This is a genomic window from Vibrio sp. E150_018 (assembly GCF_053544035.1).
The window spans coordinates 63,389-89,542 of record NZ_JBHGNY010000007.1 but is presented as its reverse complement, the minus strand read 5'-3'; the positions used below and the strand labels follow the sequence as shown (position 1 = coordinate 89,542).

Here is a 26,154-nt window from a genome sequence, read left to right as displayed (position 1 = left end):
AAATGTAGATGAGTCTAATTGATTAATACACTTTACTACGTTTAGCTTCGCCCACTTCCGTTAATAGACCTTTTAGCAAACTCACACAACCCAATACTAAAATAAAGGTAAATGGTAAAGCTGCAATAATTGTGATGGATTGTAATGCTTGCACAGATTGCGTTCCCCCAACCCATAGCATAACCATAGCAATAGCGCCGGAAATTAATGCCCATACTACCTTTTGTTTCATTGGAACGTCCAACTTACCACCAGCGGTCATGCTATCAATAACGATTGAGCCCGAGTCTAAGGTTGTTACAAAGAAAACAATGATAAGTGCAATCGCGATTAAAGATAAAATTTCACCCATAGGATAGGCATCGATCATATAAAACAAGCTTAATGAAACATCAGTAATACCTTGATCTACGCCCAACTGACCGACTTTATCGATAACCTGTTCAATCGCAACCCCCCCAAATACAGACATCCATGCAGTAGTCACAAGCGTTGGGATAAGCAATACGCAGGTTAAAAACTCGCGAACCGTTCTGCCTTTAGATATACGTGCCACAAACATGCCGAAAAATGGTGCATAAGCAACCCACCAAGCCCAATAAAATACCGTCCAGCCATGGAGCCATATAGTATCCTCACGACCAGAAACCTGACTTAAAGGAATAATATTTTTCACATAACCCACAATTGCAGTAGTAAGAGAATCTAAAACAGTCGTAAAGTTTAAAAGAGTGATAAAACCAAGGAATACAAAGGCAATAATCATATTAAGGTTACTTAACATCTTTACGCCTCCATCCATTCCACGTAAAACAGAAAGAATAGCTAATCCCATAATTAACAAGATAACTAATAATTGTAGGAGGATACTGTTATCAAAACCAAAGACATAGCTAATACCACTTGCCGCTTGTGAACCCCCTAAGCCAAGTGAAGTTGCTAGGCCAAATAAAGTCACCAGTACAGTTAAGATATCAATCACATCTCCTGTTTTGCCCCACACTTTTTCCCCTAAAATAGGATAGAAGACCGAACGCATGGAAAGAGGAAGACCTTTATTATAAAAGAAATAAGCTAAACATAATGCTGCCATTCCATATATTGCCCAAGCATGGAACCCCCAGTGGAACACCGTCGCGCCTAATGCAACTTCTCGACCAGCTACGGTATAAGCCTCAGCATTTAAAGGGGTACCAAACCAATCAGTAAAGAAAGCGGTTGGTTCCGCTACCCCCCAAAAAATCAATCCGATGCCCATTCCAGCTGCAAACAGCATAGATATCCAAGAAGTAGTGGAATAATCAGGTTTTGCGTCATCACCGCCTAATCGAATTTTACCTAAAGGTGAAAAGGTAAGTACGACTGCAAATAACAGTAAAAAATTAGCTCCCCACACAAATAGAAAGTCAAAATTGGAAAGGACTGCACCTTTAACAGAATCAATCGCGGCTTTAGCATCAGCAGGCGATAATGCCAATAAAGTCACAATGAAAAGAATAGATAGGCTTACCGAAACGATAAAAACCGTATTGTGAATATCCATACCCCAACGAACCACATTATCTTGACCAATCTCATAATCCGTTGAATCTATGCTATATTTTTTTGATTTGAAAACCATAAAATAATGTTTTTACTCTCGTGTAAACGAAATAAAAACCAACTCCATATTTCGTTAATATTTGATTAGCGCGTCTTTTATCATCGCAGATGTATATCCCTCACGATACAGAATCGTAAGAATTGACGTGTTGCTTAATCCTTGAGGTCGCATTTTAACATGAAAATTTATAATTCTTAGCCTATATCTTACTTAACCTTCTGTAGCCGCCATTTTTATAGCCTCGCACCAAAACCCAGCAATTCTGATCTAACAAGTTGCACGTATCTGACACTTATCTGAATACAACTTATGAAAAAAACAAAAAATACTAATAAAACAATAGATTGAAAATCTGGCACGTATTCTGCTTATTAGTAAATGAATACATGGCAGTATTCATGAAACCAATCGAGTCCCTGATTGGTTCATGTTATTTTCCTTTGAGGTACCTTTCCCGCCCTAGTGTGGGAAAGGTTTTTTTTGTCTGTCATCTTATCTTCCTTTATCAACAATATTTTTTATCGTAAAAATAAAAACTTTTCACAAGACGCACAAAAATTTTATTGTTAAATTCGCGCCCAACATCACCTTTCATGTTAATCACTTGTTATAGTCTATACACGTAATTTTTATATGACTATTAAATAACATTGGTTTTCAAGTGCTCTTTTCGTGAGTACGTTTATTCATTAACCTTAACGATATACAAATGACCAAAAAAATTATTGTAGGATGGCGGGAAATGTTGGCTTTACCCGAGCTTGGCATTGAACAAATCAAAGCAAAAATTGATACCGGTGCGCGCAGTTCTTGCTTGCATACTTTTAAGATTGAACCATTTAAACAAGATGGTGATCTTTGGGTTCACTTTTGGATTCACCCTCAACAGAAAAACGATGAACTCGTCAAAGAATGTGTGGCTAAAGTGATCGACCAACGAACGGTGAAAGACTCCGGCGGCCATGAAGAACAACGTTATGTTATCGAAACCATGTTATCTTTTAATGGTGAGCAATGGCCAATTGAGGTCACGCTTACCAATAGAAAAAATATGTTATTTAGAATGTTGCTAGGTCGCACAGCAATGCACCATCGTATTATTGTCGACCCTACTGCATCATTTTTAATTCCTTCACCTTTAACTAAGGATCACGATTTATGAAAATCGGAATTTTATCTCGCAACCGCTCTTTGTACTCAACTAAGCGCTTAATTGAAGCTTGTCAGAGTCGTGGTCATGAAGTCAAAGTGATCGATGCGTTACGCTGTTATATGAACATTAATTCAGAGCAACCAGAGATCCATTTTAAAGGTGAAGAGCTGAAAGATTTCGACGCTATCGTACCTCGTATTGGCGCGTCAGTAACATTTTATGGCACGGCGGTATTACGTCAGTTTGAAATGATGGGTGTTTATCCTGTTAACGAATCGGTAGCGATTACTCGTTCTCGTGACAAATTGCGCTCTATGCAATTGTTATCGCGTAAAGGCGTTGGTATGCCAATCACAGGTTTTGCCAGCAAACCTGATGATATTAAAGATTTACTTGAAATGGTGGGCGGTGCTCCAGTTGTGATCAAGTTGTTGGAAGGTACTCAAGGCATTGGTGTGGTTCTAGCGGAAACTCGTAAAGCGGCAGAAAGTGTCGTTGAAGCCTTTATGGGACTAAAAGCAAACATCATGGTGCAAGAATACATTAAAGAAGCCGGTGGCGCAGATATTCGTTGTTTTGTTATTGGCGACAAAGTTATTGCGGCAATGAAACGACAAGCAAGCGAAGGTGAATTTCGCTCTAACTTGCACCGTGGTGGTACTGCATCTTTAGTCCGTATTACCCCTGAAGAGCGTAAAACAGCGGTCGCGGCCGCGAAAATAATGGGCTTAAATGTGGCAGGTGTTGACCTTCTTCGCTCTTCTCGTGGACCTTTAGTGATGGAAGTAAACTCGTCACCTGGTCTTGAAGGGATTGAAGCAGCAACAGGTAAAGACGTCGCTTCTATGATCGTTGAATTTATTGAAAAAAATGCGTCGGCAAAAGGAGTAAGAACTCGTGGGCGTGGTTAATTCAGGACATGGAAAAAAGAAAAGAGTAAGAAAAAGTTCCCCTTTTAAATTCATGGACTACACCGTGCAGGCCGGTGAAAGAGCAGTATTAGCAATTGAAGCGGCAAAGCTTTACACCCACTCACCGTTATCCATTCCGGTTGAAATCATTCATGGTAAGCAAGCTGGCCCAGTATTAATGGTCAACGCAGCGATTCATGGTGATGAGCTAAACGGTGTAGAAATTGTTCGCCAACTCATTGAAAAAGTGGATGCGAGTAAACTTAAAGGGACATTAATTGCGGTGCCTATCGTTAATGTCTTTGGTTTTATTCATAAATCTCGTTATCTGCCTGATCGCCGCGATCTTAATCGTTGCTTTCCGGGAACAGAAAAAGGTTCTTTGGCATCACGTATTGCCCATACTTTTTTCACAGAGGTTGCTGAAAAAGCCAACTACATTATTGACTTACACACTGGTGCGATACATAGAACAAACTTACCACAAATTCGTGCTTGTTTAGATAATGAAGATACTTTACGTATGGCAAAAGCGTTTGGTACGCCTGTCATTATCGACTCTGCAATACGCGATGGTTCACTTCGTTCAGAAGCTGAAAAACGCGGTATTCCAGTACTAACCTACGAAGCTGGTGAAGCATTACGTTTTGAACCCATTGCGATTAATGCTGGGGTTCTTGGCGTTTTACGTGTTATGCAAGAGCTTGGTATGCATCGTCCAAGCCGTAAGAAAATGCCAGAGTCTGTCACTGCTAAATCCACCAGCTGGATCCGTGCAGATAGTGATGGCATTTTACGCACCATGGTCACCTTGGGTGATCGAGTGAATAAAGACCAGGTATTAGCTTACATTAGCTCGCCTCTTGGTCATGAAGAAATCACTATGCTTGCGCCAAAAGATGGCATTGTGATTGGTCAACAAACACTACCGTTAGTGAATGAAGGCGATGCAGTCTTTCATTTAGCCTACTTTACCGAAGATAACGATGCAGTAGGCGATACAGTAGAAACCTATATTGGACAAGTGATCGAGCATGTTGAAGCCAAAGATGAGCACATCACAACAGGCTTTATTGCGGTACCGGGCAAGTCTGATAACGTATAGTTTGTAGTCATTTTATGCCCAAGTAACGTCAAGATTTGAAGTTACTTGGGTATATTATTGTCTGCTATGTTTTCACTCTCTTCATTCGGAAGATCGAACACACTACTATCTAATTCATGCTCAGCGATGGCTTCTTCTATAATCGCTACCAGTTCTTGAGTATGTTGTGGTGCGGATTGCTCTACCGTTGAAAGTAAATCCGAAACTGCATGGTTCATATCTGTCGCTTCTCTATCCGCTGCACGCATACTCTCTGTATTTTCAACGACATTACCTACCAACTGTTGAGTAAACTCTGGCAGCTTCTCCGGATGAGATTGAACTAAGGTTTCAATCATACCAATCGATTCATTATCATTTGCGGTTGTCATTGCTGCCAGTGACGCATAAGCTCCCTCTGGTTCTTTATCAAATAACCATTCTGCCAATTTCTCAGCTTGTTGATAGTCTAATTCACTCACCGTTGATACATACTCATCTAATCGTTCAGGAGCACTTAAAGACAAAGAACGGTATAAAGAAATGACATCGATCTGATTCAGATCTGGCACCTTTTTAATTAATGGAATTAGCCACTCAGGTTGTACTTGTGACAAGGTTTTTAAATAACGAATTGCATCGCAGCTTCCTCGTTCTAAGTGGACAAGGAACTGCTCAGAAGCACGATCAAAAAAGACTGAATATTCCTGATATTCAACTCGAGGATCCAGCTCTTCAGAAATAGAAGATGGGGTATGCATAACAAACTGCTCTTGATCTTCCACAGAGCGAGCTTGCCTCACAGACATCCGATATAGAATGAAAATCACCAAGCCAAATTCCAACAAAGTCAATAAAGAAAACAAAGCATCATTTCCCCAAGTTTTGATCATTAACGATCCAGAATACGGTCCCACAATACAACCAACCGCATACACACATAGTAATCCAGACAGCACAGGAACCAGCTGAATTTTTAATGCACGGTCAAAGGTTTCTGAAATGCTCAATGGGTATAAGCACGCAATAATTCCCATCATTATCGCTACCAGCACCAGCGATAAAATAAACGTCGACTGACTTAAACTAAAAGCCAAAAAGAGAGTAGAAAGGAGCAAAATACAGCAAACCGATAAAATGACTTTACGACGTTCAAAACGGTCGGATAAATAGCCAATTGGCAGCTGTAGTATAATTCCACCAGCGGTTGCTGCCCCCATAAACATCGAGATCTGCAGCTTATCCATACCTACATCATTGGCATATAACGGCAGAATATTCATTACGATAGAGTACAATACACCACATAAAAAGCAGGCAACGAAACCTAAAGGTGACAGCGAGAAAAGTTCACGATAAGAAATCGGCGTAAAGGTTTCGATCTTCGGTTCAAAGTGAGAAATAAACACCACAGGGCTAATCGAAATACTGAACAATAAGCCACATATGATAAATAAAGTAGCTTCACTTGGTGGTGCAAGAATCAGCCCAAATTGCCCTAAAGTTATCGCCGCGAGTATGACAACTTGGTTTACCGCCAACACTTTGCCACGGTTAGATTCAGTTGAAACACTGTTATACCAAGTGTCGAGCGTCCCCATTGCACAGGCGATACAAAATCCCATCACCGCGCGCATTACCGACCAGACATAAGTATTAAAATCGAGCCCCATGATCAAAATCGCAGTCGAGGCTAAACTGCCACACATAGCAAAAGTTCGGACTAAACCAATACGGCGTAAGATCTTCTTTGCCCAAACTGCACCCAGCAAAAAGCCCACAGAATACAACGATAAGATCACACCAATTGACTGTACATCGACACTCTCATCGGCCAATCGAACAGGAAGCAATAAACCACTTAAACCGTGGCTGATCATTAAAAAGAAAGAACTGATACAGAGCAGTATCAGAGGGCGAATTGCCGCCATTGCACTCATGCTATTCCTTTATACATATTGAGCTCATATCTCTGAATATAGCGGCATCATGCCGCACTAGGAGTTTAGGTAGAATAGTTAATCATCCCATTGATATAAAGTGATTACAAATTATGAGAGATATGTTTTATTAATACGTTATAAATTAAACAGCCTTAAGCTTAGACAAATCTTCATCAAGCTCTCAAAATCTCTATTCCTTTATCCTTAAGTTCCAAGCACACACTTTCAGGAAGCGTTGAGTCTGTAATTATTGTATCAACGCTTTCAATATCAAGGGCATGAAATGTCGCTACTTTCCCGTATTTAGATGCATCTGAGACTAAATAAACTGACTTAGATGCTTTTGCTATAGCTTTTTTTACTACTACTTTATCTTCATTTGGTGTCGACAATCCTCTCAAGCTCCATGATGACGTTGAAATAAATGCAATATCTATATTCATACTAAATAGAAAATCCGCCACTTTCGAACCGACCGTTGATTGATTATTTCGGTCCACTTTACCACCCGTGTGATACACCTCATGAGAGCTATTCGTCATGAGATAAGCGGCAACGGCAAAATCGTTAGTGATAATTAATAGATCATCACGTTGACTGATTTGATTAGCAATAGCTAACGTAGTCGTACCCGCATCTAAATAAACCGTGCTATTAGGAGTAATAAAGTTTGCTGCCAATTGACCAATACTATCTTTTTCTGAAGAAAATTGAGTAATTTTAACATCGTGTGATAATTCACTATGAATACTTTGAGTCAGTTGTACCCCACCCGAAACAGAATTGACTTTCCCCATGGATTCTAACTTTTCAATATCTCGGCGGATCGTCATATGAGAAACATTCAATAGATCGACCAACTCAGAAATACTAATGACTTCTTGGCTTTTTAATAACATTAAAATTTTTTTTTGTCTTTCTACAGGAATCATCTTAATTACCGTTTATTCAATATCTTATAAGCTCAGCATATCAAACTATCACATTCATGTGAATAAATGTGAATTAAAGAATGAGTATCATCACATCAAACAAAGTGGCTACGAAATAACGCTAAAGTTCAAACTGAACCATAGTGTTAATTTATGTTAATAATTGTGATAAAGAGCACTTTAACTAAGATGGTTAGTGCCTATAATCACAAACATGAACATTATTTAACATATATTGAACAGGTGACATATGAGTGATGAAGTAAAATCTGTTGGCGTTATTGGATTAGGATCAATGGGAATGGGGGCAGCCAAATCCTGCATTCATGCAGGCCTTGATGTTTTTGGTATCGACCTAAACCCTAACGCATTAGAAGAACTCAGACAGTCAGGTGCTAAAGCGGTTTCTAGTAATGCTCTCGATTTCGCCGAACAATTAGATTCAGTATTAGTATTGGTCGTTAATGCAAAACAAGTTAACTCTGTTTTGTTCGAGTCAGGTCTGGCGACTGCATTAAAGCCAAATACTATTGTTATGGTTTCTGCGACGATCTCAGCGGAAGACGCAAAACAAATAGATGAAAAATTAAAGCAATACCAACTTATTATGCTGGATGCACCTGTCTCCGGTGGTGCAGCCAAAGCCGCAACAGGCGATATGACCATCATGGCCTCTGGTCCTAATATTGCTTTTGAAAAACTAAAGCCTGTGCTCGATGCAACTGCCGCTAAGGTCTATAACATTGGTGAGCAAATAGGATTAGGTGCCACAGTAAAAATCATCCATCAATTGCTTGCAGGTGTACATATCGCTGTAGGTGCAGAAGCGATGGCACTTGCAGCTCGAGCCAATATCCCTCTCGATTTAATGTATGACGTCGTCACCAATGCCGCTGGTAATTCATGGATGTTTGAAAATCGCATGAAACATGTTGTCGATGGTGATTACACGCCAACTTCTATGGTGGATATTTTTGTTAAAGATCTCAACCTAGTCGCTGATACGGCAAAAGATTTGCAATTTCCACTTCCTTTATCAAGCACAGCCTTAAACATGTTCGTCTCTGCAAGTAATGCAGGTTATGGCAAAGAAGACGATAGTGCTGTTATCAAAATCTTTGATGGTATCAACCTACCTGGCACCGAAAGCGGCCAACCACAAGATGGGGAGAAATAATCATGTTATTAGGCGTTATTGCAGATGACTTTACCGGAGCCACTGACATTGCGGGGTTTCTGGTTGAAAATGGCATGAGGACCATTCAAGTCAATGGTGTGCCTTCTCAAGATTTGGATCTCAATGCAGATGCTGTCGTTGTAAGTTTGAAGTCACGCTCTTGCCCAACTCAAGATGCCATTTTTCATTCTCTCAATGCATTAGAGTGGCTAAAGCAACAAGGTTGTCAGCAATTTTATTTCAAATATTGTTCAACCTTTGATAGCACAGCAAAAGGTAATATTGGACCGGTAACAGACGCTTTACTGGATGCATTAGGAGAAAACTTTACGATTGTCTGCCCTGCTCTTCCTGTTAACGGACGTACTGTTTTTAACGGTCACCTCTTTGTTATGGATCAATTATTAAGTGAGTCTGGTATGCGTCACCATCCAGTCACACCTATGACGGATTCTAATTTACTTCATTTAATGGATGCTCAATCGAAAGGTGAAACTGGGCTTGTGAATTATCAAACCATTGAGGCTGGAATCAATCAGATTGAACAACGCTTTCATCAATTAAAATCAGAAGGCAAGCGTTATGCGGTCGTCGATTCATTTAAAGCCGAGCATCTCGATAATATTGGGGCATCGATATCCAACTTTAAGCTGGTTACGGGCGGTTCAGGCCTTGCTGCCGGCATTGCAAAAAACTGGATCGAACACTTACAAGACCAAACCAATGCCAAACTCGCAGGCTACCCACAGAAAGCAGCAACCGTGATTTTCTCTGGTTCTTGTTCTGTTATGACCAACCAACAAGTTACGACTTACAAAGCTTATGCCTCACATTACGCACTAAATATTGAACAATGCCTAACGCAAGAAAACTATAGCGATGAAGTCTTTGATTGGGTGGTTAGTCACTTAAATCAAGAATGGGCACCCATGATATATGCCACAGCGGATGCCAATGAATTGCAACGCATTCAACAGCAATATGGTGCTCAAGCTTCAAGCGAAGCCGTTGAAGGAATATTCAGTCAACTTGCTATCAAACTTCAAGCATACGGTGTTGGTAATTTCATCGTTGCAGGTGGAGAAACATCAGGCATTGTTACTCAAAGCCTGCAAGTTGACGGATTTTATATTGGTCCTCAAATCGCACCTGGTGTTCCTTGGGTCAAATCCATCAATAATTCATTATCCCTTGCGCTTAAGTCAGGCAACTTTGGCGATGAATCCTTCTTCATGACGGCTCAGGAGTATTTTAAATGAACGAAACGGAATTAAGACAGCAAATGGTGGAGCTTGCACGCTCAATGTTTGAACGTGGATATGCGACTGGAGGGGCTGGAAACCTATCTCTAAAATTACCAAATGGACATTTCCTCGCCACACCAACTGGATCATCATTTGGTCGCTTAGTCGCTGAAGAACTTTCTGTTGTCGATAAAGACGGTAACCATATTTCAGGTAAACGTCCTTCAAAAGAAGTGGCTTTTCATTTAGCTATTTATGAAAAAGATCCTAACTGTAATGCCATAGTACACCTGCATTCTACATATTTAACCGCGCTTTCGTGCATAGAAAACTTAGATTATAGCAATGCAATTAAAGCCTTTACTCCTTATTACGTGATGCGTGTTGGTGAACTACCTGTAGTGAAATATTTTCGTCCGGGCGATCCGCAAATCGCAGAAGAGCTATCCAAGTTAGCCGGTAAATATCGCGCATTTTTACTTGCAAATCATGGCCCCATTATTACAGGGACCGATTTCATTGACGCGGTTGATAATGCAGAAGAACTTGAAGAAACAGCAAAACTGGCATTTTTATTAAGCGGAAAGCCAACCCGTTATTTAAGCGAAGAAGAAGTCGAAGACTTAAAAGGGAGAGGTAAATAATGGCCAAGTTTGCAGCAAATCTTACCATGTTATTTACAGAAGTAGATTTTTTAGCGCGTTTTGAAAAAGCGCATAATTCAGGGTTTAAAGCAGTCGAATTTCTGTTTCCTTATGCCTATGACGCTCAAGATCTAGCGAACAAACTCAAGCAATATAACTTAGAGCAAGCACTTTTTAATATGCCTCCTGGTGACTGGGATGCAGGAGAACGTGGTTTTGCTGCTATCCCTGGGCGTGAGAAAGAATTCAAAGATAGTGTCGAAACCGCTCTGAAATATGCCATTACGTTAAACTGTAAAAAAGTGCATGCCATGTCCGGACTGCTCGATAGTGAATTTTCTTACCAAGATCACGTCGACACTTTTATTCAAAACATTCGTTACGCAGCCGATGCATTTGCGAAACACGATATTGAGTTAATGATAGAGCCTTTAAATAACCGAGATGTACCTAACTACTTTGTTTCCCATCAAAAAGATGCGGTTGAATTGATCAAGCAAGTAGATAGAACAAATGTGAAACTGCAACTCGATTTATACCATGCGCAAATTATGGATGGTGATCTCACACACTTAATTCAAGATCTCGCACCATATACAGGCCATGTCCAAATAGCCTCTATACCAGACCGACATGAACCTGCGGACGGAGAAACTAACTACCCCTATTTATTTAATATATTAGATAAATCGGGATATATCGGCTGGATTGGTTGTGAATACAATCCTAAAAATAAAACTGAAGACGGATTAAATTGGATTTCACCGTACTTATAATAAAAAAAATAACAAAATAACAAAATAACAAAATAACAAAATAACAAAATAAAAGGTAATAACATGAATATTATAATAACTGGAGGTTCTGGATTTTTAGGTTCAGAATTGTTAATTAATTTATTAAAACAATATCCGTCAATAGATAGCATTAAAGTTGTCGACCGCGTAAAATTACCAGAAAACAGGCTCATTAGCTCCAAGATTAAATCTATTGTAGCCGATATTACTGTTGAGAGTGAAATAAATAAAATAATAGATAAAGATACTACACACGTTTTTCATTTAGCTGCAATTGTATCGAGTCATGCAGAAGAAGACTTCGAACTTGGCATGCAAGTTAACTTGAAAGCGACACAACTGTTGCTAGATCGTTGTCGTCAGGTAAATCCTAATATTCGATTTGTTTTCTCAAGTTCTTTAGCAGTATTTGGCGGTGACTTACCAGAAAAAATTAATTACATGACTGCGATGCAACCAAGTTCATCATATGGTACACAAAAAGCCATTTGTGAATTGCTAGTCAATGATTATGCGCGAAAAGGTTTTGTCGATGCAGTGTCAGTACGTTTACCTACAATTTGCATTCGGCCAGGAGTCCCAAACAAAGCAGCATCATCTTTTGTCAGTGGTCTTATTCGTGAACCATTAAAACAAGAAACTTCTAATTGTCCTGTAGATATTAATTTACCTTTATGGGTATCTAGCCCAGATAGTGTTATTAAAAATATCATTCATGCTAGCCAAATAGATACAAATTCTTTGACAGGTTTTCGTACCATCAACCTTCCAGGTTTACAGACATCACCAAAAGAAATGATTGATAGCCTTGTTAATTCAGTAGGTCAATCTTGTCTTGATTTTATTACTTATAAAAAAGATAAAAGTATAGAACAAATAGTTTCAAGCTGGCCAAAATCAATAAATAACGACAAGGAATTATCATTAGGATTCATAAAGGATTCTAATTTTTATTCAATTTTAAATAGCTACATAAATAAAAACAAATAATAATATTCTAATAAAAAGAAGGGAGTCTACCTCATGTTACCTATATCTGTCATAGGCTTAATAATAGCCGTATTCGTTTTAATATTTTTAGTATTAAGAACAAGGGTCCATGTACTAATCGCTATGTTAATTGCTGCATGTATTGCAGGGTTAATTGGTGGTTTAAGTGTGGATGATACTATGTCTGCTATCAGTAAAGGTTTTGGTGGGACGTTAGGCGGGATCGGTATAGTCATCGGTTTAGGCGTCATGATGGGAGCAATCTTAGAAACTTCTGGTGCAGGAGAATCTATTGCATATCATTTTATCAAGTGGTTAGGTAAGAAAAAAGAAGAAATGGCTTTAGCAATTACAGGTTATATAGTAAGTATTCCTGTCTTTGTTGATAGCGCTCTTATAATTTTATACCCAATTGCAAAGTCATTAGCAAAAACATCAAATCGCTCAATCTTAACCTTAACGGTTGCGCTGGCCGGTGGGTTAGTGGTCGCACACCATTGCATCCCTCCAACACCAGGTCCACTAGGTGTAGCAAGTATCTTCAAGGTTGATCTCGCTTCTATGTTAGGATTTGGTCTTCTTATCGCAATTCCTTGTGTCTACGGTATTATTTTATACTCTCGCTGGCTTGAAAAACATTTTCCTGAATTTACTGTTATTCCAGCAGAAATTCATGCAGATGCTGATCTAAAAAAAGTCCATGATGACTATATGGCTTCAAAAGCCTCTAAAGAACTCCCCTCGCTGATTAAGTCAATTATGCCAATTGTAGTTCCAATTGTGTTAATTTTAATCAAATCACTTATGAGCCTTGCTGAAAAACAATTTAATATAGAAGGATTATCAAGCAGCACATTTGGAACCGTTTTTAATTTCCTTGGGCATCCTATTATCGCACTTTCAATCAGCACTTTATTGGCCGTATATACTCTCACTCCTTACCTAAGTAAAGAAGAGACGACCTCTAAACTAGAAGATGGAATTTCGACTTGTGGCATTATTCTTCTTGTTACTGGGGCTGGAGGTGCGCTAGGCAGTGTGTTGCGTGAATCAGGTGCAGGGGCAGAGATTGCTAACCAGATTGTAGAACTTGCGATTTCACCTATTATGATTCCATTTATTATTGCTACGTTGGTACGTATTATCCAAGGTAGTGGTACAGTGTCTATGATTACTGCAGCTTCAATATCTGCGCCAGTATTGGCAGAAATGCAAGACGTGAATATGTTATTTGCCGCATCAGCAGCAACTATGGGTAGCTTATTTGCCGGTTATTTTAATGATAGCTTATTCCACATTGTTAATCGCTTGATGGGGGTTACAGAAGTAAAGAAACAGCTTGTTATCTGGACTATTCCAACGACTATTGCTTGGGCGATTGGCGGAACACTTATCATGACATTAAATCTTATCTTTGGTAGTCAAGGCAGTGTGTTTGATCCATTGCTTCCTTTGGTTATTCTAGCTGGCTGCATATTCTTTGTTAAAAGCCAAAGTACTGTGCAAATAAAAACAGCATAATAAAATGAACCTTCACTAATAAACAAAGGCCAACAATAAAGTGTTGGCCTTTGTGTCTTTTTTCAATTCTATTTACAATCAATTACTACAAATATTCACACAAATAAGCAGTATCGACTGGTACTTGTAGATCAAATGATGAGTTACCAATCACATTAAACGATTCACCAGCTTGATAGGTGACCCACTCTTGAGTATTTGGTAATTTTACCGTCAAAGCACCTTTAATAACGGTCATTCGTTCTGGTGCAGCGGTACCGAAAGTGTACTCACCTGCCGCCATTACACCAACGCTACTATCACCATCTTGCTGAGTAAAACCAAGTGATTTTACATTGCCATCAAAGTACGCATTTTCTTTTATCATCTTCATTTCCTTATGAAAGTATAATCAATAAACTGGCTTATGTTGTATACAAACCTAAGCCAGAGCTCAAGCTTTATTTTTCGATAACGAATCAAAGCTATCCATCACCTCTTGAGATTTCATGATACGGCTATGTCCATAACTCTTCGCCGTCACTAAATCGACCCATGAACTGCGAGTTACCATGTCTTCGCTAATGGAATAATTGGCAAACTTATCTTCGGGATCATGCACAATAATGGTCGCCGATTGGCGGTCTAATAAATGTTGTTGTGGATTAATTCTTTGTAGCGGATATTGATATTCTTGCTCAAGTTCAGCAATGACTGCATTAAATAATTTCATTGAAAAACCAGAACGACTCACGGTTTGCATCAAATTCTCTAAATAATTTAAAACCGGAGCGACCAGCAGTAAAGGAACCGATTGAAATTTTTGATGCTTAGACTCAAGCAATGCCGCGCTTCCCATACTATGAGCCACTACACCGACAATCTCATCACACGAATCGGCCATCACTTCAAGTGCTTCAACAAAAGCGGGCAAATGACCAAGCTGTCCTTCGCTTTCACCGTGCCCAGCATAGTCAAAGGCTAATACAGTAAAACCTTGTTGAGCGATATGCGCCATTAATGGATAAAACTGCGAAGTTGAACCTGACCATCCATGCGTGATTAACCATATTGGCCCACTACCTAATGTGTAAGTCGTCAATTGACCTTGCGAGCTAGATACTTTGCCTCGAATCAAACCTTTCGGCTCTGGATTTTTCACCTTTAAACGAACAGGGGTTAACAATAACTTCTTAGCCGTTTTTATCGCATGTTTGCGCGCTAATGTGTGATGTAAGCGAGTAGACACATTCACCAAGCTACGTTTTAAACTAAACCTGCTTGGGGTATTGAAATAAATTTTATTACTCATCAAACATCCTATAGAGAAACTGAACATTACAATTATTCGCATTATCGCAGAGCACACTAGGGTTACAAGCCCCACTGTTCATAAGTGATGATTTTATTATCAAGCAGATTCTTTCTCGTACTTAAATGTGATAAAACTATTATTCTCTTGGCCGCATATTTATTAATGGAGTGGTAATGTCAAGTATCATTGAGCAATTTATCTTTTCCGCCACTATCACTGGCCCTATTTGCTTAATGTTGTTATTGGGTGTTTTACTCAGACGCTTTCAAGTCATTAATGAACCATTTATCGACACAGCTTCTAAGTTAGTCTTCAAAGTCACGCTACCAGCACTCTTGTTTTTAAGCATCATCAAATCAGATTCCATCACGGATAGCAGTATTCCACTCGTTACTTATGCCGTACTTGCCAATATTGCCTTCTTTTTACTTGCGACTTTTACCGTCAAATGGCTGATAAAAGATAACCATCAATATGGTGTTATTATTCAAGGCGCATTTCGCTCTAATACCGGTATTATTGGGCTTGCTTATGTGGCGAATGCTTATGGCGATCATGGGGTTGCACTTGCGGCAATTTTTGTAGCAGCGGTCACTGTGCTATATAACATTTTGGCAGTCATTACTTTATCTCCTAGAAACCAGCAACCCGATCTAAACACCTATAAAAATATGCTGATTTCTATTCTCAAGAATCCTCTTATTATCGCCATTGTATTGGCTTTTGTGATTCAAGAATTAGCGATTCCTATGCCAGATATAGCACTCCACACTGGACAGTATTTCGCCAACATGACACTCCCTCTTGCTCTTCTCTGTGCCGGCGGTTCATTGAATATCAGTGAATTACGCCACGATAAAGCTTCTAATATTGTTTCTAGTAGCTACAAGTTAATTCTTTGTCCGTTACTTATCACCCTAGGGGGCTTTTGGTATGGCTTCCGAGGATTAGAGCTTGGCATTATCTTCTTTATGACAGCCTCCCCTGCTGCTGCGGCAAGTTATGTAATGGCAAGAGCGATGGGTGGAAATGCTATTTTAGCCGCTAATATCATCGCCTTAACCACTGTAGGTTCGATGATAACGACTACGTTAGGAATTGTTATACTTTCAAGTTTTGGGCTGATGTGATTTTTGATTGTCTATTTGAAACATGCTTCAATACTTTAATTGGCTTAATTTTTCATACAAGGACCACGCGTGTCTTCCAAAACGATTAGCTCTCATCCTGTGATTTCTTTTCAAAAAGTAGATAAATATTATGGAGCTTTCCAAGCCTTAACTAATATAGAACTACATATTGAAAAAGGAGAAAAATTAGTTATTTGCGGCCCATCAGGTTCAGGGAAATCAACATTAATTCGTTGCATAAACTCTTTAGAAACTATTGATGAGGGAGAATTGACGGTTTTTGGCCAACCAATCAATTCACATAGTCAATGGCAAGGCCGTATTGGCATGGTTTTTCAACATTTTCATTTATTTCCCCATTTGACGATTTTAGAAAATTTAACCCTCTCTCCAATTAAAACCCTTAAGCTATCGAAAATTGAGGCAACTAAGCGGGCAATGCATTATTTACAACGAGTAAATATTGCAGAACAAGCCAACAAATACCCATCCCAGCTTTCTGGTGGCCAACAACAACGTGTCGCCATTGCTCGGTCACTCTGTATGCAACCAGACATTTTATTATTTGATGAACCAACCTCAGCTTTAGATCCGGAAATGATCAGTGAAGTGTTAGACGTAATGACCCAATTAGCTCAAGAAGGCATGACGATGGTCTGCGTCACTCATGAGATGGGGTTTGCAAAAAAAGTAGCTGATAGAGTAGTCTTTATGGATGAAGGTAAGATCGTTGAGATAACTCCTCCAAGTGAGTTTTTTTCCGCACCAAAGCACCCTAGAGCTCAACAATTTCTCAAGCAAATTCTGAGCTACTAATATGAATACAGTGCTAAACCAAAAGAAACGCGTACATTTCTGCCAAAAAATCATACAACCTGTAACATCCGCTTTACTGCAAATAAGTTTGTTACTTATAGGGTTAACCTGGATATTACAAACAGGGGCAGAAGCCATGAACTATCAATGGCAATGGCAACGAGTACCTGACTACTTATTCTTTTTTGAAGATGGCGAATGGTACAGCGCAGAGCTTATGGATGGTTTATTCGTAACATTAAAGCTCACAGCCTTCAGTGCCATTGCTACATTATTTTTTGCTTTAACGACCGCGTTACTACGACTATCTCACTCTAAAGTTGGACGAGGCCTAGCTTTTTTGTATGTCGAACTTATCCGTAACACTCCATTATTAGTACAAATTTATTTATTATACTTTGTGTTTGGTCCGTATTTAGGAATAGATCGCTTTAGCACTGCAGTATTAGCTTTGGCCTTATTTCAAGGGGCTTATACTGCTGAAGTGTTACGTTCAGGTTTAATGTCCATTGATAAAGGGCAGTTTGAAGCCAGCCGAACATTAGGGCTATCATCTTGGCATACTTATCTCTATGTGATCATGCCGCAAGCGGTGAAAGCAACCTTACCGTCGTTAACCAATGAACTCATTTCATTAGTCAAAAACACTTCTATAGTAAGTGTGATGGCAATATTCGATTTAACAACAGAAGGGCGTAATATTGTCTCTGATACTGCGATGCCTTTTGAAATTTGGTTTAGCGTCGCGGCTATCTATTTATGTTTAACATTAAGCTTATCAGCGATAGCTGCTTGGCTAGAATTACAGGCTCGTAAAGGCCAATAAGGGAGAAAAGCAATGAAACGATTATGGATGTTCTGTCTGACTATTTTAAGCATTGTATGTGCGCATATCACCTTAGCAAGTGAAACTCCAAATTTAGATAAAATTAATGCTAGAGGGAGTATTAAAGTTGGATTAAGTACTTTTGTTCCTTGGGCAATGCGCAATGATCAAGGTGATCTCGTTGGCTTTGAAGTGGATGTCGCTAAACGACTCGCACAAGACTCTGGCTGGAAGGTCGAGTTTATTCCGACTTCTTGGGATGGCATTATTCCCTCATTAATTGCAGGTAAGTTTGATGTGATCATTGGTGGTTTAACCATTACTGATGAACGCTCTAAAAGTGTCTTATTTACTACACCATACTCACACTCTGGAATGCAAATTGCGGCGAATAAAGACACCACAAATGGCTTTACAAAAGAAGATTTTAACTCACGAAAAGTGAAATTTGCGGCACGCCGAGGTGCTTTAGGCGTCACGATATTACGAGAACACTTTCCTAAAGCCAAAATTCTACAATTTGATGATGAAGTCCAAGCTTTTCAAGAAGTATTAAATGGCAATGCCGACGCTGTTATTGCTTCAACACCAAAGCCTGAGTTTGAATCATTAAAGTATCCAAATAAGTTATATATCCCACTACAAGAACGCTTATATACCGGTAATGAAGGTTTTGCCGTTCGGTTAGGCGAACAAGATAAAAAAGTTTTTTTTGATAAGTGGATTCAAGCTAGAACCGAAGACGGTTGGTTGCAAGAGCGTTATGATTATTGGTTTAAAAACGTTGATTGGCAAAAACAAGTTTCTAATACTAATCAATAATATCAATAGATATAACGGCTGATAATTTTTTATTCTTGTTGAGTCTCGTATCTTGAAGTTACTTGGGTATAAAGAAGATTATATGAAAAAAGCACCATGGTTTTATTTGAATAAACTGGATATCAGCCTGCTTTTCCTTATTACGGTATTTATTACTTGGCTCTGTGTAAAAGACAGTGGTTCACTGTCTTATCATTGGAATTGGAGTAAAGCAGTTACATTACTCTTTTCAACTAGAGCAGATGGTTCGATTTCATATTTTATTCAAGGGTTACTTGCAACCTTACGATTAACCTTTTGGGGCACTCTATTCGCCATAACATTTGGTGTATTATTAGGATTAGGACGTCGTTCGAATATATGGATTTTAAGAGTATTATCCAATTGTTATGTGCAGCTTATCCGTAATATTCCACCACTTGTTTTTATTTTTATATTCTACTTTTTCGTTGCTAATCAACTCATTCCATTGTTAGGGCTTGCATCTTTATTACGTGAGCATCAAAGTGACATTAACACGGTTCAACTATGGTTATTTGGTCAAGTTAATTTATGGGAAAACTTAGCTTCTGGTGTGCTATGTATCGGTATGATCTCAGCAGCTTACATTGGTGAGGTGGTACGATCTGGATTAGATAATCTAGATAAAGGACAAAATGAAGCAGCAAAAACGTTAGGTCTATCAACATGGCATCGTTACCGCTATGTGATTGCTCCACAAGTTTTTAAAATGATTATTCCACCACTCGCTGGGCAAATTATTTCATTAATTAAAGACTCATCCATCGTTTCTTTAATCTCAATTCAAGAGCTCACCTTTGTGGGTAGTGAAATTGCCAACTCGACCGGCATGATTTTTGAGATATGGGGCATCGTAGCAGTTTGTTATTTCATATTATGCTTTGTTTTATCTCAAATTTTTGGTCATTTAGAACGACGCTACCGTTCTTTCAGTTAAACCATCATTGACTACTGTCTATTTGATACACTCTCTTACAAGAGCCCATTCCATTTTTTATACTGCTTTTCTATACGAGCCAACAATGAACCAAGAATTAAAAAAAGAAATCACCTTATTCGGTGGTATTGGACAACTTTCAACTACTCTATTAGGCACTGGGTTATTTATGATCCCTGCCATTGCAGCAAACTTAGCTGGCGAATGGTCATTATGGGCTTGGTTAATTCTGCTATTAGCGATTTGTCCTATCGCGCTCACTTTTGCCCTTCTTGGCCGCCAATTCCCCAATGCCGGTGGCACCGCTTATTTTGTTCGCAAGGCTTTCAATAGCAAAGTTGAACGCAGTGTAGCTTGGTTATTTTTAAGTGTACTGCCTGTTGGATTACCTGCTGCGATTACACTGGCGGGCGGTTTTGGTAAAGAACTGCTACCAACTTTTATGGCCCATCAATACATAGCTGAGGTTATCAGCTTATTATTTATTTTAGGGTTAACGTTACTGGGAAGTAAGTCTTCATCTCAATTTCAGGCATTGATTGCTTTAAGTATTTTGACCTTAGTTGCCGTGTTCTTTTGGAAGGGCGATATCGGGCTAACTGACATACCAATGCCAAGCTTAAATGCCTCTGCCGCTTTACCACTAGGTAGTGCGCTGGCAGTGATGTTTTGGTGTTTTGTTGGCATAGAAGCCTTTTCTCATATGGGGGAAGAATTTAAAAACCCACAACGAGACTTCCCTATTGCGATAATTCTTGGTTGTTTTCTAGCAGGCTTTATTTACTGGGCTTGTTCAGTGGTGATTTTAAAATTTCATGCTTTTGAACCAAACGTTGCGGCACATAGCTCAATTCCTTGGCTAAGCGAACAGTTATTAGGCAATAGTTTAAGTATGGTGATCACCATTATCGGCTACTTTGCCTGTTTTGCGAGTATCAACTTATATACTCAAAGTATGATCCGCCTCGTCTGGGCTCAAGCCAGAGAATACCGTCCAACCAATCGTCTGGCGATTCTATCTAAACGTGGCGTTCCAACCTTGGCAACTTATGCAGTAGCGGCGGTACTTTTCTCCTCAATTAGTCTAGGTCATATTATTCAGTTGGATCTCGAAATGTTGGTAAAGTTGGCTAATAGCGTGTTCGTTCTATTGTATTTATTGGCAATGCTTTCCGCCTACCGCTTATTAAAAGGTTGGGCAAAATATTTGGCCGGTTTTTCGACCCTATTGTGTGTGATTGTATTTGCCTGTTTAGGCTGGAGCATGCTCTACGCTTTGGTTATTTTTACTCTGCTTATGTTGCCTTGGAAGCGTGGTATGATGCGTTCTTCTACTCAATCTACTTAAAATAGATATTCTTTATTAAGCGATGTAATTTGAAACATAAAGACGCTGACCAATGCAAAACTTTGCTATACACTCTGACTGAGTATTTGTTTGCAAGGAAGCAAGCCTGATGTTTACAGAATGGGAACCAAACCGAATTTGGTACATTGATAAGCCTTATCGTAAGTTTGGTTTAACGCATATACAACGCATGGTGATCATTAAATTAGACAATGATGAACTCATGCTTATCTCGCCAATTGAATTAACCACACAATGTCAACTTGCCTTATCTAAATTAGGTTCGGTAAAATACGTCGTATCATCAACACCAAGTTACCACCAGCACTTATCCGATTGGTGGTTGGCTTATTCCAAAGCCTACTTTTTTGCCACTCACGCTTTAATTGAAAAAAGAACGGATCTCAACTTTGATGGGGTGTTATCAAAACAAACCCCACCACAATGGCAAGGACAGCTCTTCCAAACTGCGATTGGTAACGATGATACGCCCAATAAAATGTTGTTTTGTGATCCAGTTAGTCGCACACTTTTTGTCAGTGACAACCTTGTCGCGATACAAACTCACTTGCCGACCGGGCAAAAATTAGCGTCTTTGGTGCAAGGTGGAAAAGATCAACTTCGTCTACCTTATCAAGAACGCCGTAAGTTCAAAAATAAAGCAATGTTGCGCGTGTCGATTCAAGAAGTGATGACTTGGCCATTTGATCGTTTAATCACCTCCAATGGATTAATGATCGAAAAAGAAGCAAAAGACGCTTTTTACCAAGCCTTTTGGTGGGCATTTCAGTAAATAAACGCCAATTAGAACAAGTAGAACTTTTCATTTTCCATAAACCATGACAACCTACGCGCTCAAATTTATCTATGGTTAACATGAACATTGTTATTCATTTTAATGGTATGGGTTTATGAATTATCTTTGGACTTATCTTAAAGGCATTGCAATGGGTGCGGCCGACGTTGTGCCTGGTGTATCTGGTGGCACAATTGCCTTTATTACGGGTATTTATGACACACTTCTAGGCAGCATTCGTAAAGTGAACCCAAGCTTATTTGGCTTGTGGAAACGTGAAGGTTTTAAGGCGGTACTAACGCATATTAACGCCGGTTTTCTTATCGCGTTATTCGGCGGAATATTAACCAGCATATTGACTCTCGCGAAGCTGATTTCTTGGCTACTCGTCACCCACCCGATTCCGTTGTGGTCGTTTTTCTTCGGTTTAATTTTGATCTCTGTGGTTCATATTCTTAAGCAAGTGGAAGATCGACGTTTACACCATATAATCTTTCTAGTGGTTGGTGTTGCATTCGCTTACACCATTACGGTGCTGCAACCTTTAGATTTACAACCTACTACTCTGAATCTCATCTTCGCTGGTGCGATTGCGATTTGTGCGATGATCCTTCCTGGGATTTCTGGCAGCTTTATACTGTTACTGCTTGGTATTTACCCAACCATCTTAACCGCGGTTAAAGAGCTTAATATTGGCGTACTTAGCTTATTCGCCATTGGTGCGGTTGTGGGTTTGCTGAGTTTTTCTCATTTGCTTTCGTGGTTGCTCAATAAACATCGTTCAGTAACCTTAATTTTCTTAACTGGCTTGATGGTTGGTACACTACCCAAAATCTGGCCTTGGAAAGAGACCACTAGCTGGAGTGTTAATTCTCACGGTGAGAAAATACCGCTGATTCAGCACAACTTGTTACCTCATCAATTTGAGCAAATTATCGGTCAACCATCACAAGTTATGCTGGCAATTGTTTGCATGATTGGTGGGATCGCAATTGTTTGGTTACTAGAAAAAGTCGCTCAGAAGAAAGATTAGAACCAACTACCACGATATTTATTTCAGCCCAAAACGAACATAACTGTCGATTTGGGCTTTTTCATATACAAATGCCATTCACTTCAAGAATTTCCCGCTAGATGCTTTATCTATCACGGCGATGTGATAGCATCTTCCAACATTTTCGTGACGACAAAAAATTATGACTTTGCGCTTTCATCTATCAAAATATCGTACTATTTGGATTTTTTTTCTACTCGTACCGATTACTTTACTTGCTGGCTTCTATGTACCCAAGGTAATCAATATTATCAACACTTCAAATCAAGTCGAACTACCAACAGATACATCTCAATATTGCGCGCTGTCTACCCAACAATGCAAACAACAAGACGTTACCATCACACTAGATACCGACGTAGCAAAACCACTAGAACCGACACATATTGAGGTTGATTGGCCCGATAACCAAAGTGATAAATTAGTGCTGACGCTTAGAGGGTTAGACATGGATTTAGGCGTCGTGAAATTCCCAATACAAAAACAAAAAAATAGTCAATTTCAAGGCACGATTGTTCTACCAATTTGCACCTATAGTAAAATGACGTGGATTGGTACATTAACTGACCAGCAAGGTAATAAAATTTATACCTCAATCAGGATGAAAAAATGAAGAAATCATGGATTTTAATACTTCTATTCGCTTTTGCTCTCGGCGTCGCACTGAACTTATATCTACAAAAAGACAATACTCAGACCGAACCAGCGACTTCAACCATTCTTGAAGCTGATGGAGATAGTCAGGTCGATATTTTTTCTACCGATGACCCACGTATTCGTATTATTTACTTTGGTTTCACACGTTGCCCGGATGTTTGCCCAACGTCATTGGCGATGCTTGCCGCCGCTTTAAAGCAAATTGAACCTCAATATTTAAAAGACGTTCGCCCGATGTTTATTACCCTTGATCCTGAACGTGATTCTGGTACTGATGCTCAAAAATACGCGCATTATTTCCATCCTCAAATTGAAGGCTATTCAGGCTCATTACAAACTATCAGCACACTGGCTCATCAATATGGAGTGATCTTTCAAAAAACAGAATTAGCTGATTCAGCATTGACCTATACAATTGATCACAGTTCATATTTTTACTTTGTAAAACCTGACGGCACATTACTCAAAAAAGTGCCTCACACCTTAAACCCTCAACCTCTTATTCTCGCGATTCAGCAAATTGAAAAGGAAAACGCGCAATGAAAAAAACCACTTTAATCTTATCTAGCCTACTGATTAGTGGCTCTGCATTAGCTCATGACGGATTAAAATATGATGAACCTTATGCACGCGCTACCCCACCAAATGCAGTAAACAGCGCTATATTTATGACGATTGAAAACCACATGAAGGTTGAAAGAGCATTAGTGTCGGCCTCAACGGATGTAGCAAAAAAAACAGAGTTACACACAGTTGAGAAAGAAGGTGATCTAATGAAAATGCGTCAAGTTGATCGCATCGTATTGCCAGCAGAAGGTAAAGTGGTTTTAAAGCCGGGAAGTTATCACATTATGTTGTTAGGCGTGAACCAACCGCTCGTTGAAGGTGAGACCATTTCGGTCAATTTATCTTATGCCAATGGTGAAACTGAAACGCTAGATGTACCAGTTAAAAAAGTCATGGCCGGCATGAAACCAATAAATAAAGAAGCGAGTGATCACGCCCATCATTAATAATCATGATTAACCAGAAGTACAAATAAACATTCTTCCCAAAAGGCATAAGGTAGTGAACAGACCATTACAAAGCGCATCTCGATATCCTATCATTACTTTGACATTCACACTCAGTGCCTTAATCGCTTTTGCTGCTAATTCAGTACTCGCGCGCCTTGCGTTAATCGACAACAATATCGATCCTTTCAGCTTTACAAGTTTGCGTTTATTATCTGGTGCGATCATGTTGGCCATTTTAGTCATCATAACGTCTGCATCAAAAAATAAAGCCGCAAAATTCCCGTCACTTGAAGGCAGCGCCATATCGGCAATATTTTTGTTTATCTATGCTCTGTGCTTTTCGGTTGCTTACCTTTCCATTAGTACCGGAACTGGCGCATTGGTTCTGTTTGGAGCAGTACAAATCACCATGATTATTTACCAATTATTGAAAGGTAATAAGCTTAAATTGATCGAGTGGATTGGGATCTGTTTAGCATTCAGCGGGTTTGTTTACTTAGTTCTACCAAGTTTATCGACACCATCATTTAGCGGTTTTTTATTAATGGTAATCTCAGGCGTTGCTTGGGCAGGCTATACCATTAGAGGCAAAGGCAGCCGCGATCCTTTAAGTGATACAGCAGGAAACTTTATTCGTAGTCTACCGCTTTGTTTACTAGTGGTTTGTTATATTCTAGCGACTCAACACACCTTAACCCATACAGGCATAACACTTGCCATTATTTCAGGTGCGATTACTTCTGGAACGGGATATGCCATTTGGTATATTGCGTTGAGGGGATTATCTGCGACTCAGGCTGGGATTGTTCAACTACTGGTACCCGTCATTGCGGCACTAGGTGGAATGATTTTAGTACAAGAGCCGGTTACGATGTCATTTGTTGTAGCATCAATCATGATTTTATCAGGCATATTACTGATAACATTACAAAAAAAGTAAGTCCATACCCAAGTGACTTCAAGATGCAGAATTCACTTGGGTATACAACATAATAAATGCTCGTAATAATGAATATTACGAGCATGGTAAGTAACATTATTAGCGACTAGCTTGCCACTTTTACTTTAATTTTACTGTTATCAATTTCCTTACCATTTAGCGCAAATCTCGCAGTTTTAGCTTGGTCTAAATCAGGCATAAACACAAAGCCAAAGCCTTTTGATTGACCAGTTTCTTGGTCCAGGACAAGGGTACATTCACCCACTTCACCGAATTCTTCAAATAATTTACGCATTTCAATTTCTGTAGTTTGGCGAGCAAGGTTTCGGACTAAAAGCTTCATAGCATTTCTCTTTAATGTTGTGTACTGGATTTGATTTGTATACCGAAAAAACTGATATATCTATCTCTAATAATGACACATAAAACCAAGTAGGTATGTTTTAATCTTCCTATTCGTAACATATCCTTTTAAAAGGAAGTAAAAGGTAAACCACT

27 protein-coding genes are annotated in these 26,154 nt (G+C 39.3%); 21 read left to right on the top strand and 6 right to left on the bottom strand.

Annotated elements, in window-relative coordinates; all coding sequences use genetic code 11:
• Nucleotides 1-22: 22 nt before the first annotated feature.
• Nucleotides 23-1,621 (bottom strand): BCCT family transporter, encoded by a 1,599-nt coding sequence (locus ACE3G9_RS09115; RefSeq protein ID WP_417879906.1) that lies wholly within the window; start codon nucleotides 1,619-1,621, stop codon nucleotides 23-25.
• A gap of 691 nt (nucleotides 1,622-2,312) precedes the next feature.
• Between ACE3G9_RS09115 and ACE3G9_RS09110 the strand changes: the two genes are divergently transcribed.
• From ACE3G9_RS09110 to ACE3G9_RS09100, 3 genes are read left to right on the top strand one after another with little or no spacing between them, the layout of a single operon-like run.
• Nucleotides 2,313-2,765, top strand: coding sequence for an ATP-dependent zinc protease family protein (locus ACE3G9_RS09110; RefSeq protein ID WP_417879905.1), 453 nt, complete (start codon nucleotides 2,313-2,315; stop codon nucleotides 2,763-2,765).
• On the top strand, nucleotides 2,762-3,667 hold the full coding sequence (rimK, locus tag ACE3G9_RS09105; RefSeq protein ID WP_417879904.1) for a 30S ribosomal protein S6--L-glutamate ligase: 906 nt from the start codon (nucleotides 2,762-2,764) through the stop codon (nucleotides 3,665-3,667). Before ACE3G9_RS09110 ends, rimK begins: the two co-directional genes overlap by 4 nt.
• A 52-nt stretch (nucleotides 3,668-3,719) precedes the next feature.
• Nucleotides 3,720-4,772: a succinylglutamate desuccinylase/aspartoacylase family protein gene (locus tag ACE3G9_RS09100; protein ID WP_417879903.1), complete on the top strand. Its 1,053-nt coding sequence runs from the start codon at nucleotides 3,720-3,722 to the stop codon at nucleotides 4,770-4,772.
• A gap of 41 nt (nucleotides 4,773-4,813) precedes the next feature.
• Here the strand turns inward: ACE3G9_RS09100 and ACE3G9_RS09095 are convergent, their stop codons facing one another.
• Both ACE3G9_RS09095 and ACE3G9_RS09090 read right to left on the bottom strand, forming a co-directional pair.
• On the bottom strand, nucleotides 4,814-6,691 hold the full coding sequence (locus ACE3G9_RS09095) for an MFS transporter (protein WP_449218971.1): 1,878 nt from the start codon (nucleotides 6,689-6,691) through the stop codon (nucleotides 4,814-4,816).
• 176 nt (nucleotides 6,692-6,867) lie between these two features.
• Nucleotides 6,868-7,626, bottom strand: a complete 759-nt coding sequence (locus tag ACE3G9_RS09090; RefSeq protein ID WP_417879901.1) for a DeoR family transcriptional regulator — start codon at nucleotides 7,624-7,626, stop codon at nucleotides 6,868-6,870.
• A gap of 250 nt (nucleotides 7,627-7,876) precedes the next feature.
• Between ACE3G9_RS09090 and ltnD the strand changes: the two genes are divergently transcribed.
• The 6 genes from ltnD to ACE3G9_RS09060 all read left to right on the top strand — a co-directional run bounded on the left by ltnD (nucleotide 7,877) and on the right by ACE3G9_RS09060 (nucleotide 13,999).
• Complete coding sequence (gene ltnD / locus ACE3G9_RS09085; RefSeq protein WP_417879900.1) at nucleotides 7,877-8,803, top strand: L-threonate dehydrogenase; 927 nt, start codon at nucleotides 7,877-7,879, stop codon at nucleotides 8,801-8,803.
• 2 nt (nucleotides 8,804-8,805) lie between these two features.
• Nucleotides 8,806-10,062 carry a 3-oxo-tetronate kinase gene (otnK, locus tag ACE3G9_RS09080; RefSeq protein WP_417879899.1) on the top strand — a complete coding sequence of 419 codons (1,257 nt, stop codon included), beginning with the start codon at nucleotides 8,806-8,808 and terminating at the stop codon, nucleotides 10,060-10,062.
• Nucleotides 10,059-10,691: a 3-oxo-tetronate 4-phosphate decarboxylase gene (otnC, locus tag ACE3G9_RS09075; RefSeq protein WP_417879898.1), complete on the top strand. Its 633-nt coding sequence runs from the start codon at nucleotides 10,059-10,061 to the stop codon at nucleotides 10,689-10,691. Before otnK ends, otnC begins: the two co-directional genes overlap by 4 nt.
• Nucleotides 10,691-11,467 carry a 2-oxo-tetronate isomerase gene (gene otnI, locus ACE3G9_RS09070; protein ID WP_417879897.1) on the top strand — a complete coding sequence of 259 codons (777 nt, stop codon included), beginning with the start codon at nucleotides 10,691-10,693 and terminating at the stop codon, nucleotides 11,465-11,467. Before otnC ends, otnI begins: the two co-directional genes overlap by 1 nt.
• 63 nt (nucleotides 11,468-11,530) lie before the next feature.
• A complete protein-coding gene (gene denD / locus ACE3G9_RS09065; RefSeq protein ID WP_449218970.1) occupies nucleotides 11,531-12,478 on the top strand; it encodes a D-erythronate dehydrogenase in 948 nt (315 codons plus the stop codon).
• Nucleotides 12,479-12,511: 33 nt separating this feature from the next.
• The gene (locus tag ACE3G9_RS09060; RefSeq protein ID WP_417879895.1) at nucleotides 12,512-13,999 is read left to right on the top strand and encodes a GntP family permease; all 1,488 of its coding nucleotides are present in this window, start codon (nucleotides 12,512-12,514) and stop codon (nucleotides 13,997-13,999) included.
• A gap of 85 nt (nucleotides 14,000-14,084) precedes the next feature.
• Here ACE3G9_RS09060 and ppnP read toward each other — a convergent pair whose 3' ends face one another.
• Both ppnP and ACE3G9_RS09050 read right to left on the bottom strand, forming a co-directional pair.
• Nucleotides 14,085-14,366, bottom strand: coding sequence for a pyrimidine/purine nucleoside phosphorylase (ppnP, locus tag ACE3G9_RS09055; RefSeq protein ID WP_417879894.1), 282 nt, complete (start codon nucleotides 14,364-14,366; stop codon nucleotides 14,085-14,087).
• A 66-nt stretch (nucleotides 14,367-14,432) separates the two neighbouring features.
• On the bottom strand, nucleotides 14,433-15,290 hold the full coding sequence (locus tag ACE3G9_RS09050) for an alpha/beta hydrolase (protein ID WP_449218969.1): 858 nt from the start codon (nucleotides 15,288-15,290) through the stop codon (nucleotides 14,433-14,435).
• A gap of 176 nt (nucleotides 15,291-15,466) precedes the next feature.
• Here ACE3G9_RS09050 and ACE3G9_RS09045 point away from each other — a divergent pair, with 176 nt between their 5' ends.
• The 12 genes from ACE3G9_RS09045 to ACE3G9_RS08990 all read left to right on the top strand — a co-directional run bounded on the left by ACE3G9_RS09045 (nucleotide 15,467) and on the right by ACE3G9_RS08990 (nucleotide 25,656).
• Entirely contained in the window at nucleotides 15,467-16,423 is a 957-nt protein-coding gene (locus ACE3G9_RS09045) for an AEC family transporter (RefSeq protein WP_449218968.1), read from the top strand.
• A gap of 69 nt (nucleotides 16,424-16,492) precedes the next feature.
• Complete coding sequence (locus ACE3G9_RS09040) at nucleotides 16,493-17,239, top strand: amino acid ABC transporter ATP-binding protein (protein WP_449218967.1); 747 nt, start codon at nucleotides 16,493-16,495, stop codon at nucleotides 17,237-17,239.
• A 1-nt stretch (nucleotide 17,240) separates the two neighbouring features.
• Entirely contained in the window at nucleotides 17,241-18,065 is an 825-nt protein-coding gene (locus tag ACE3G9_RS09035) for an amino acid ABC transporter permease (protein ID WP_449218966.1), read from the top strand.
• 12 nt (nucleotides 18,066-18,077) lie between these two features.
• Entirely contained in the window at nucleotides 18,078-18,887 is an 810-nt protein-coding gene (locus tag ACE3G9_RS09030; protein WP_417879889.1) for a transporter substrate-binding domain-containing protein, read from the top strand.
• An 82-nt stretch (nucleotides 18,888-18,969) separates the two neighbouring features.
• Nucleotides 18,970-19,845 carry an amino acid ABC transporter permease gene (locus ACE3G9_RS09025; RefSeq protein ID WP_449218965.1) on the top strand — a complete coding sequence of 292 codons (876 nt, stop codon included), beginning with the start codon at nucleotides 18,970-18,972 and terminating at the stop codon, nucleotides 19,843-19,845.
• An 85-nt stretch (nucleotides 19,846-19,930) separates the two neighbouring features.
• Complete coding sequence (yjeH, locus tag ACE3G9_RS09020; protein WP_449218964.1) at nucleotides 19,931-21,193, top strand: L-methionine/branched-chain amino acid transporter; 1,263 nt, start codon at nucleotides 19,931-19,933, stop codon at nucleotides 21,191-21,193.
• 109 nt (nucleotides 21,194-21,302) lie between these two features.
• Entirely contained in the window at nucleotides 21,303-21,986 is a 684-nt protein-coding gene (locus ACE3G9_RS09015) for a hypothetical protein (protein ID WP_417879886.1), read from the top strand.
• Nucleotides 21,987-22,104: 118 nt separating this feature from the next.
• Nucleotides 22,105-23,022 carry a DUF368 domain-containing protein gene (locus tag ACE3G9_RS09010; RefSeq protein ID WP_417879885.1) on the top strand — a complete coding sequence of 306 codons (918 nt, stop codon included), beginning with the start codon at nucleotides 22,105-22,107 and terminating at the stop codon, nucleotides 23,020-23,022.
• A gap of 163 nt (nucleotides 23,023-23,185) precedes the next feature.
• Entirely contained in the window at nucleotides 23,186-23,656 is a 471-nt protein-coding gene (locus ACE3G9_RS09005; RefSeq protein ID WP_417879884.1) for a hypothetical protein, read from the top strand.
• Nucleotides 23,653-24,243, top strand: a complete 591-nt coding sequence (locus tag ACE3G9_RS09000) for an SCO family protein (RefSeq protein WP_417879883.1) — start codon at nucleotides 23,653-23,655, stop codon at nucleotides 24,241-24,243. The genes ACE3G9_RS09005 and ACE3G9_RS09000 overlap by 4 nt, the downstream gene beginning before the upstream one ends.
• Nucleotides 24,240-24,713, top strand: a complete 474-nt coding sequence (locus tag ACE3G9_RS08995; protein WP_449218963.1) for a copper chaperone PCu(A)C — start codon at nucleotides 24,240-24,242, stop codon at nucleotides 24,711-24,713. Before ACE3G9_RS09000 ends, ACE3G9_RS08995 begins: the two co-directional genes overlap by 4 nt.
• 55 nt (nucleotides 24,714-24,768) lie before the next feature.
• Nucleotides 24,769-25,656, top strand: coding sequence for a DMT family transporter (locus ACE3G9_RS08990; RefSeq protein ID WP_417879881.1), 888 nt, complete (start codon nucleotides 24,769-24,771; stop codon nucleotides 25,654-25,656).
• Between the two features lie 106 nt (nucleotides 25,657-25,762).
• On the opposite strand, the gene ACE3G9_RS08985 is transcribed toward ACE3G9_RS08990, so the two are convergent.
• Nucleotides 25,763-25,999, bottom strand: a complete 237-nt coding sequence (locus ACE3G9_RS08985; protein ID WP_449218962.1) for an RNA recognition motif domain-containing protein — start codon at nucleotides 25,997-25,999, stop codon at nucleotides 25,763-25,765.
• Nucleotides 26,000-26,154: the final 155 nt, after the last annotated feature.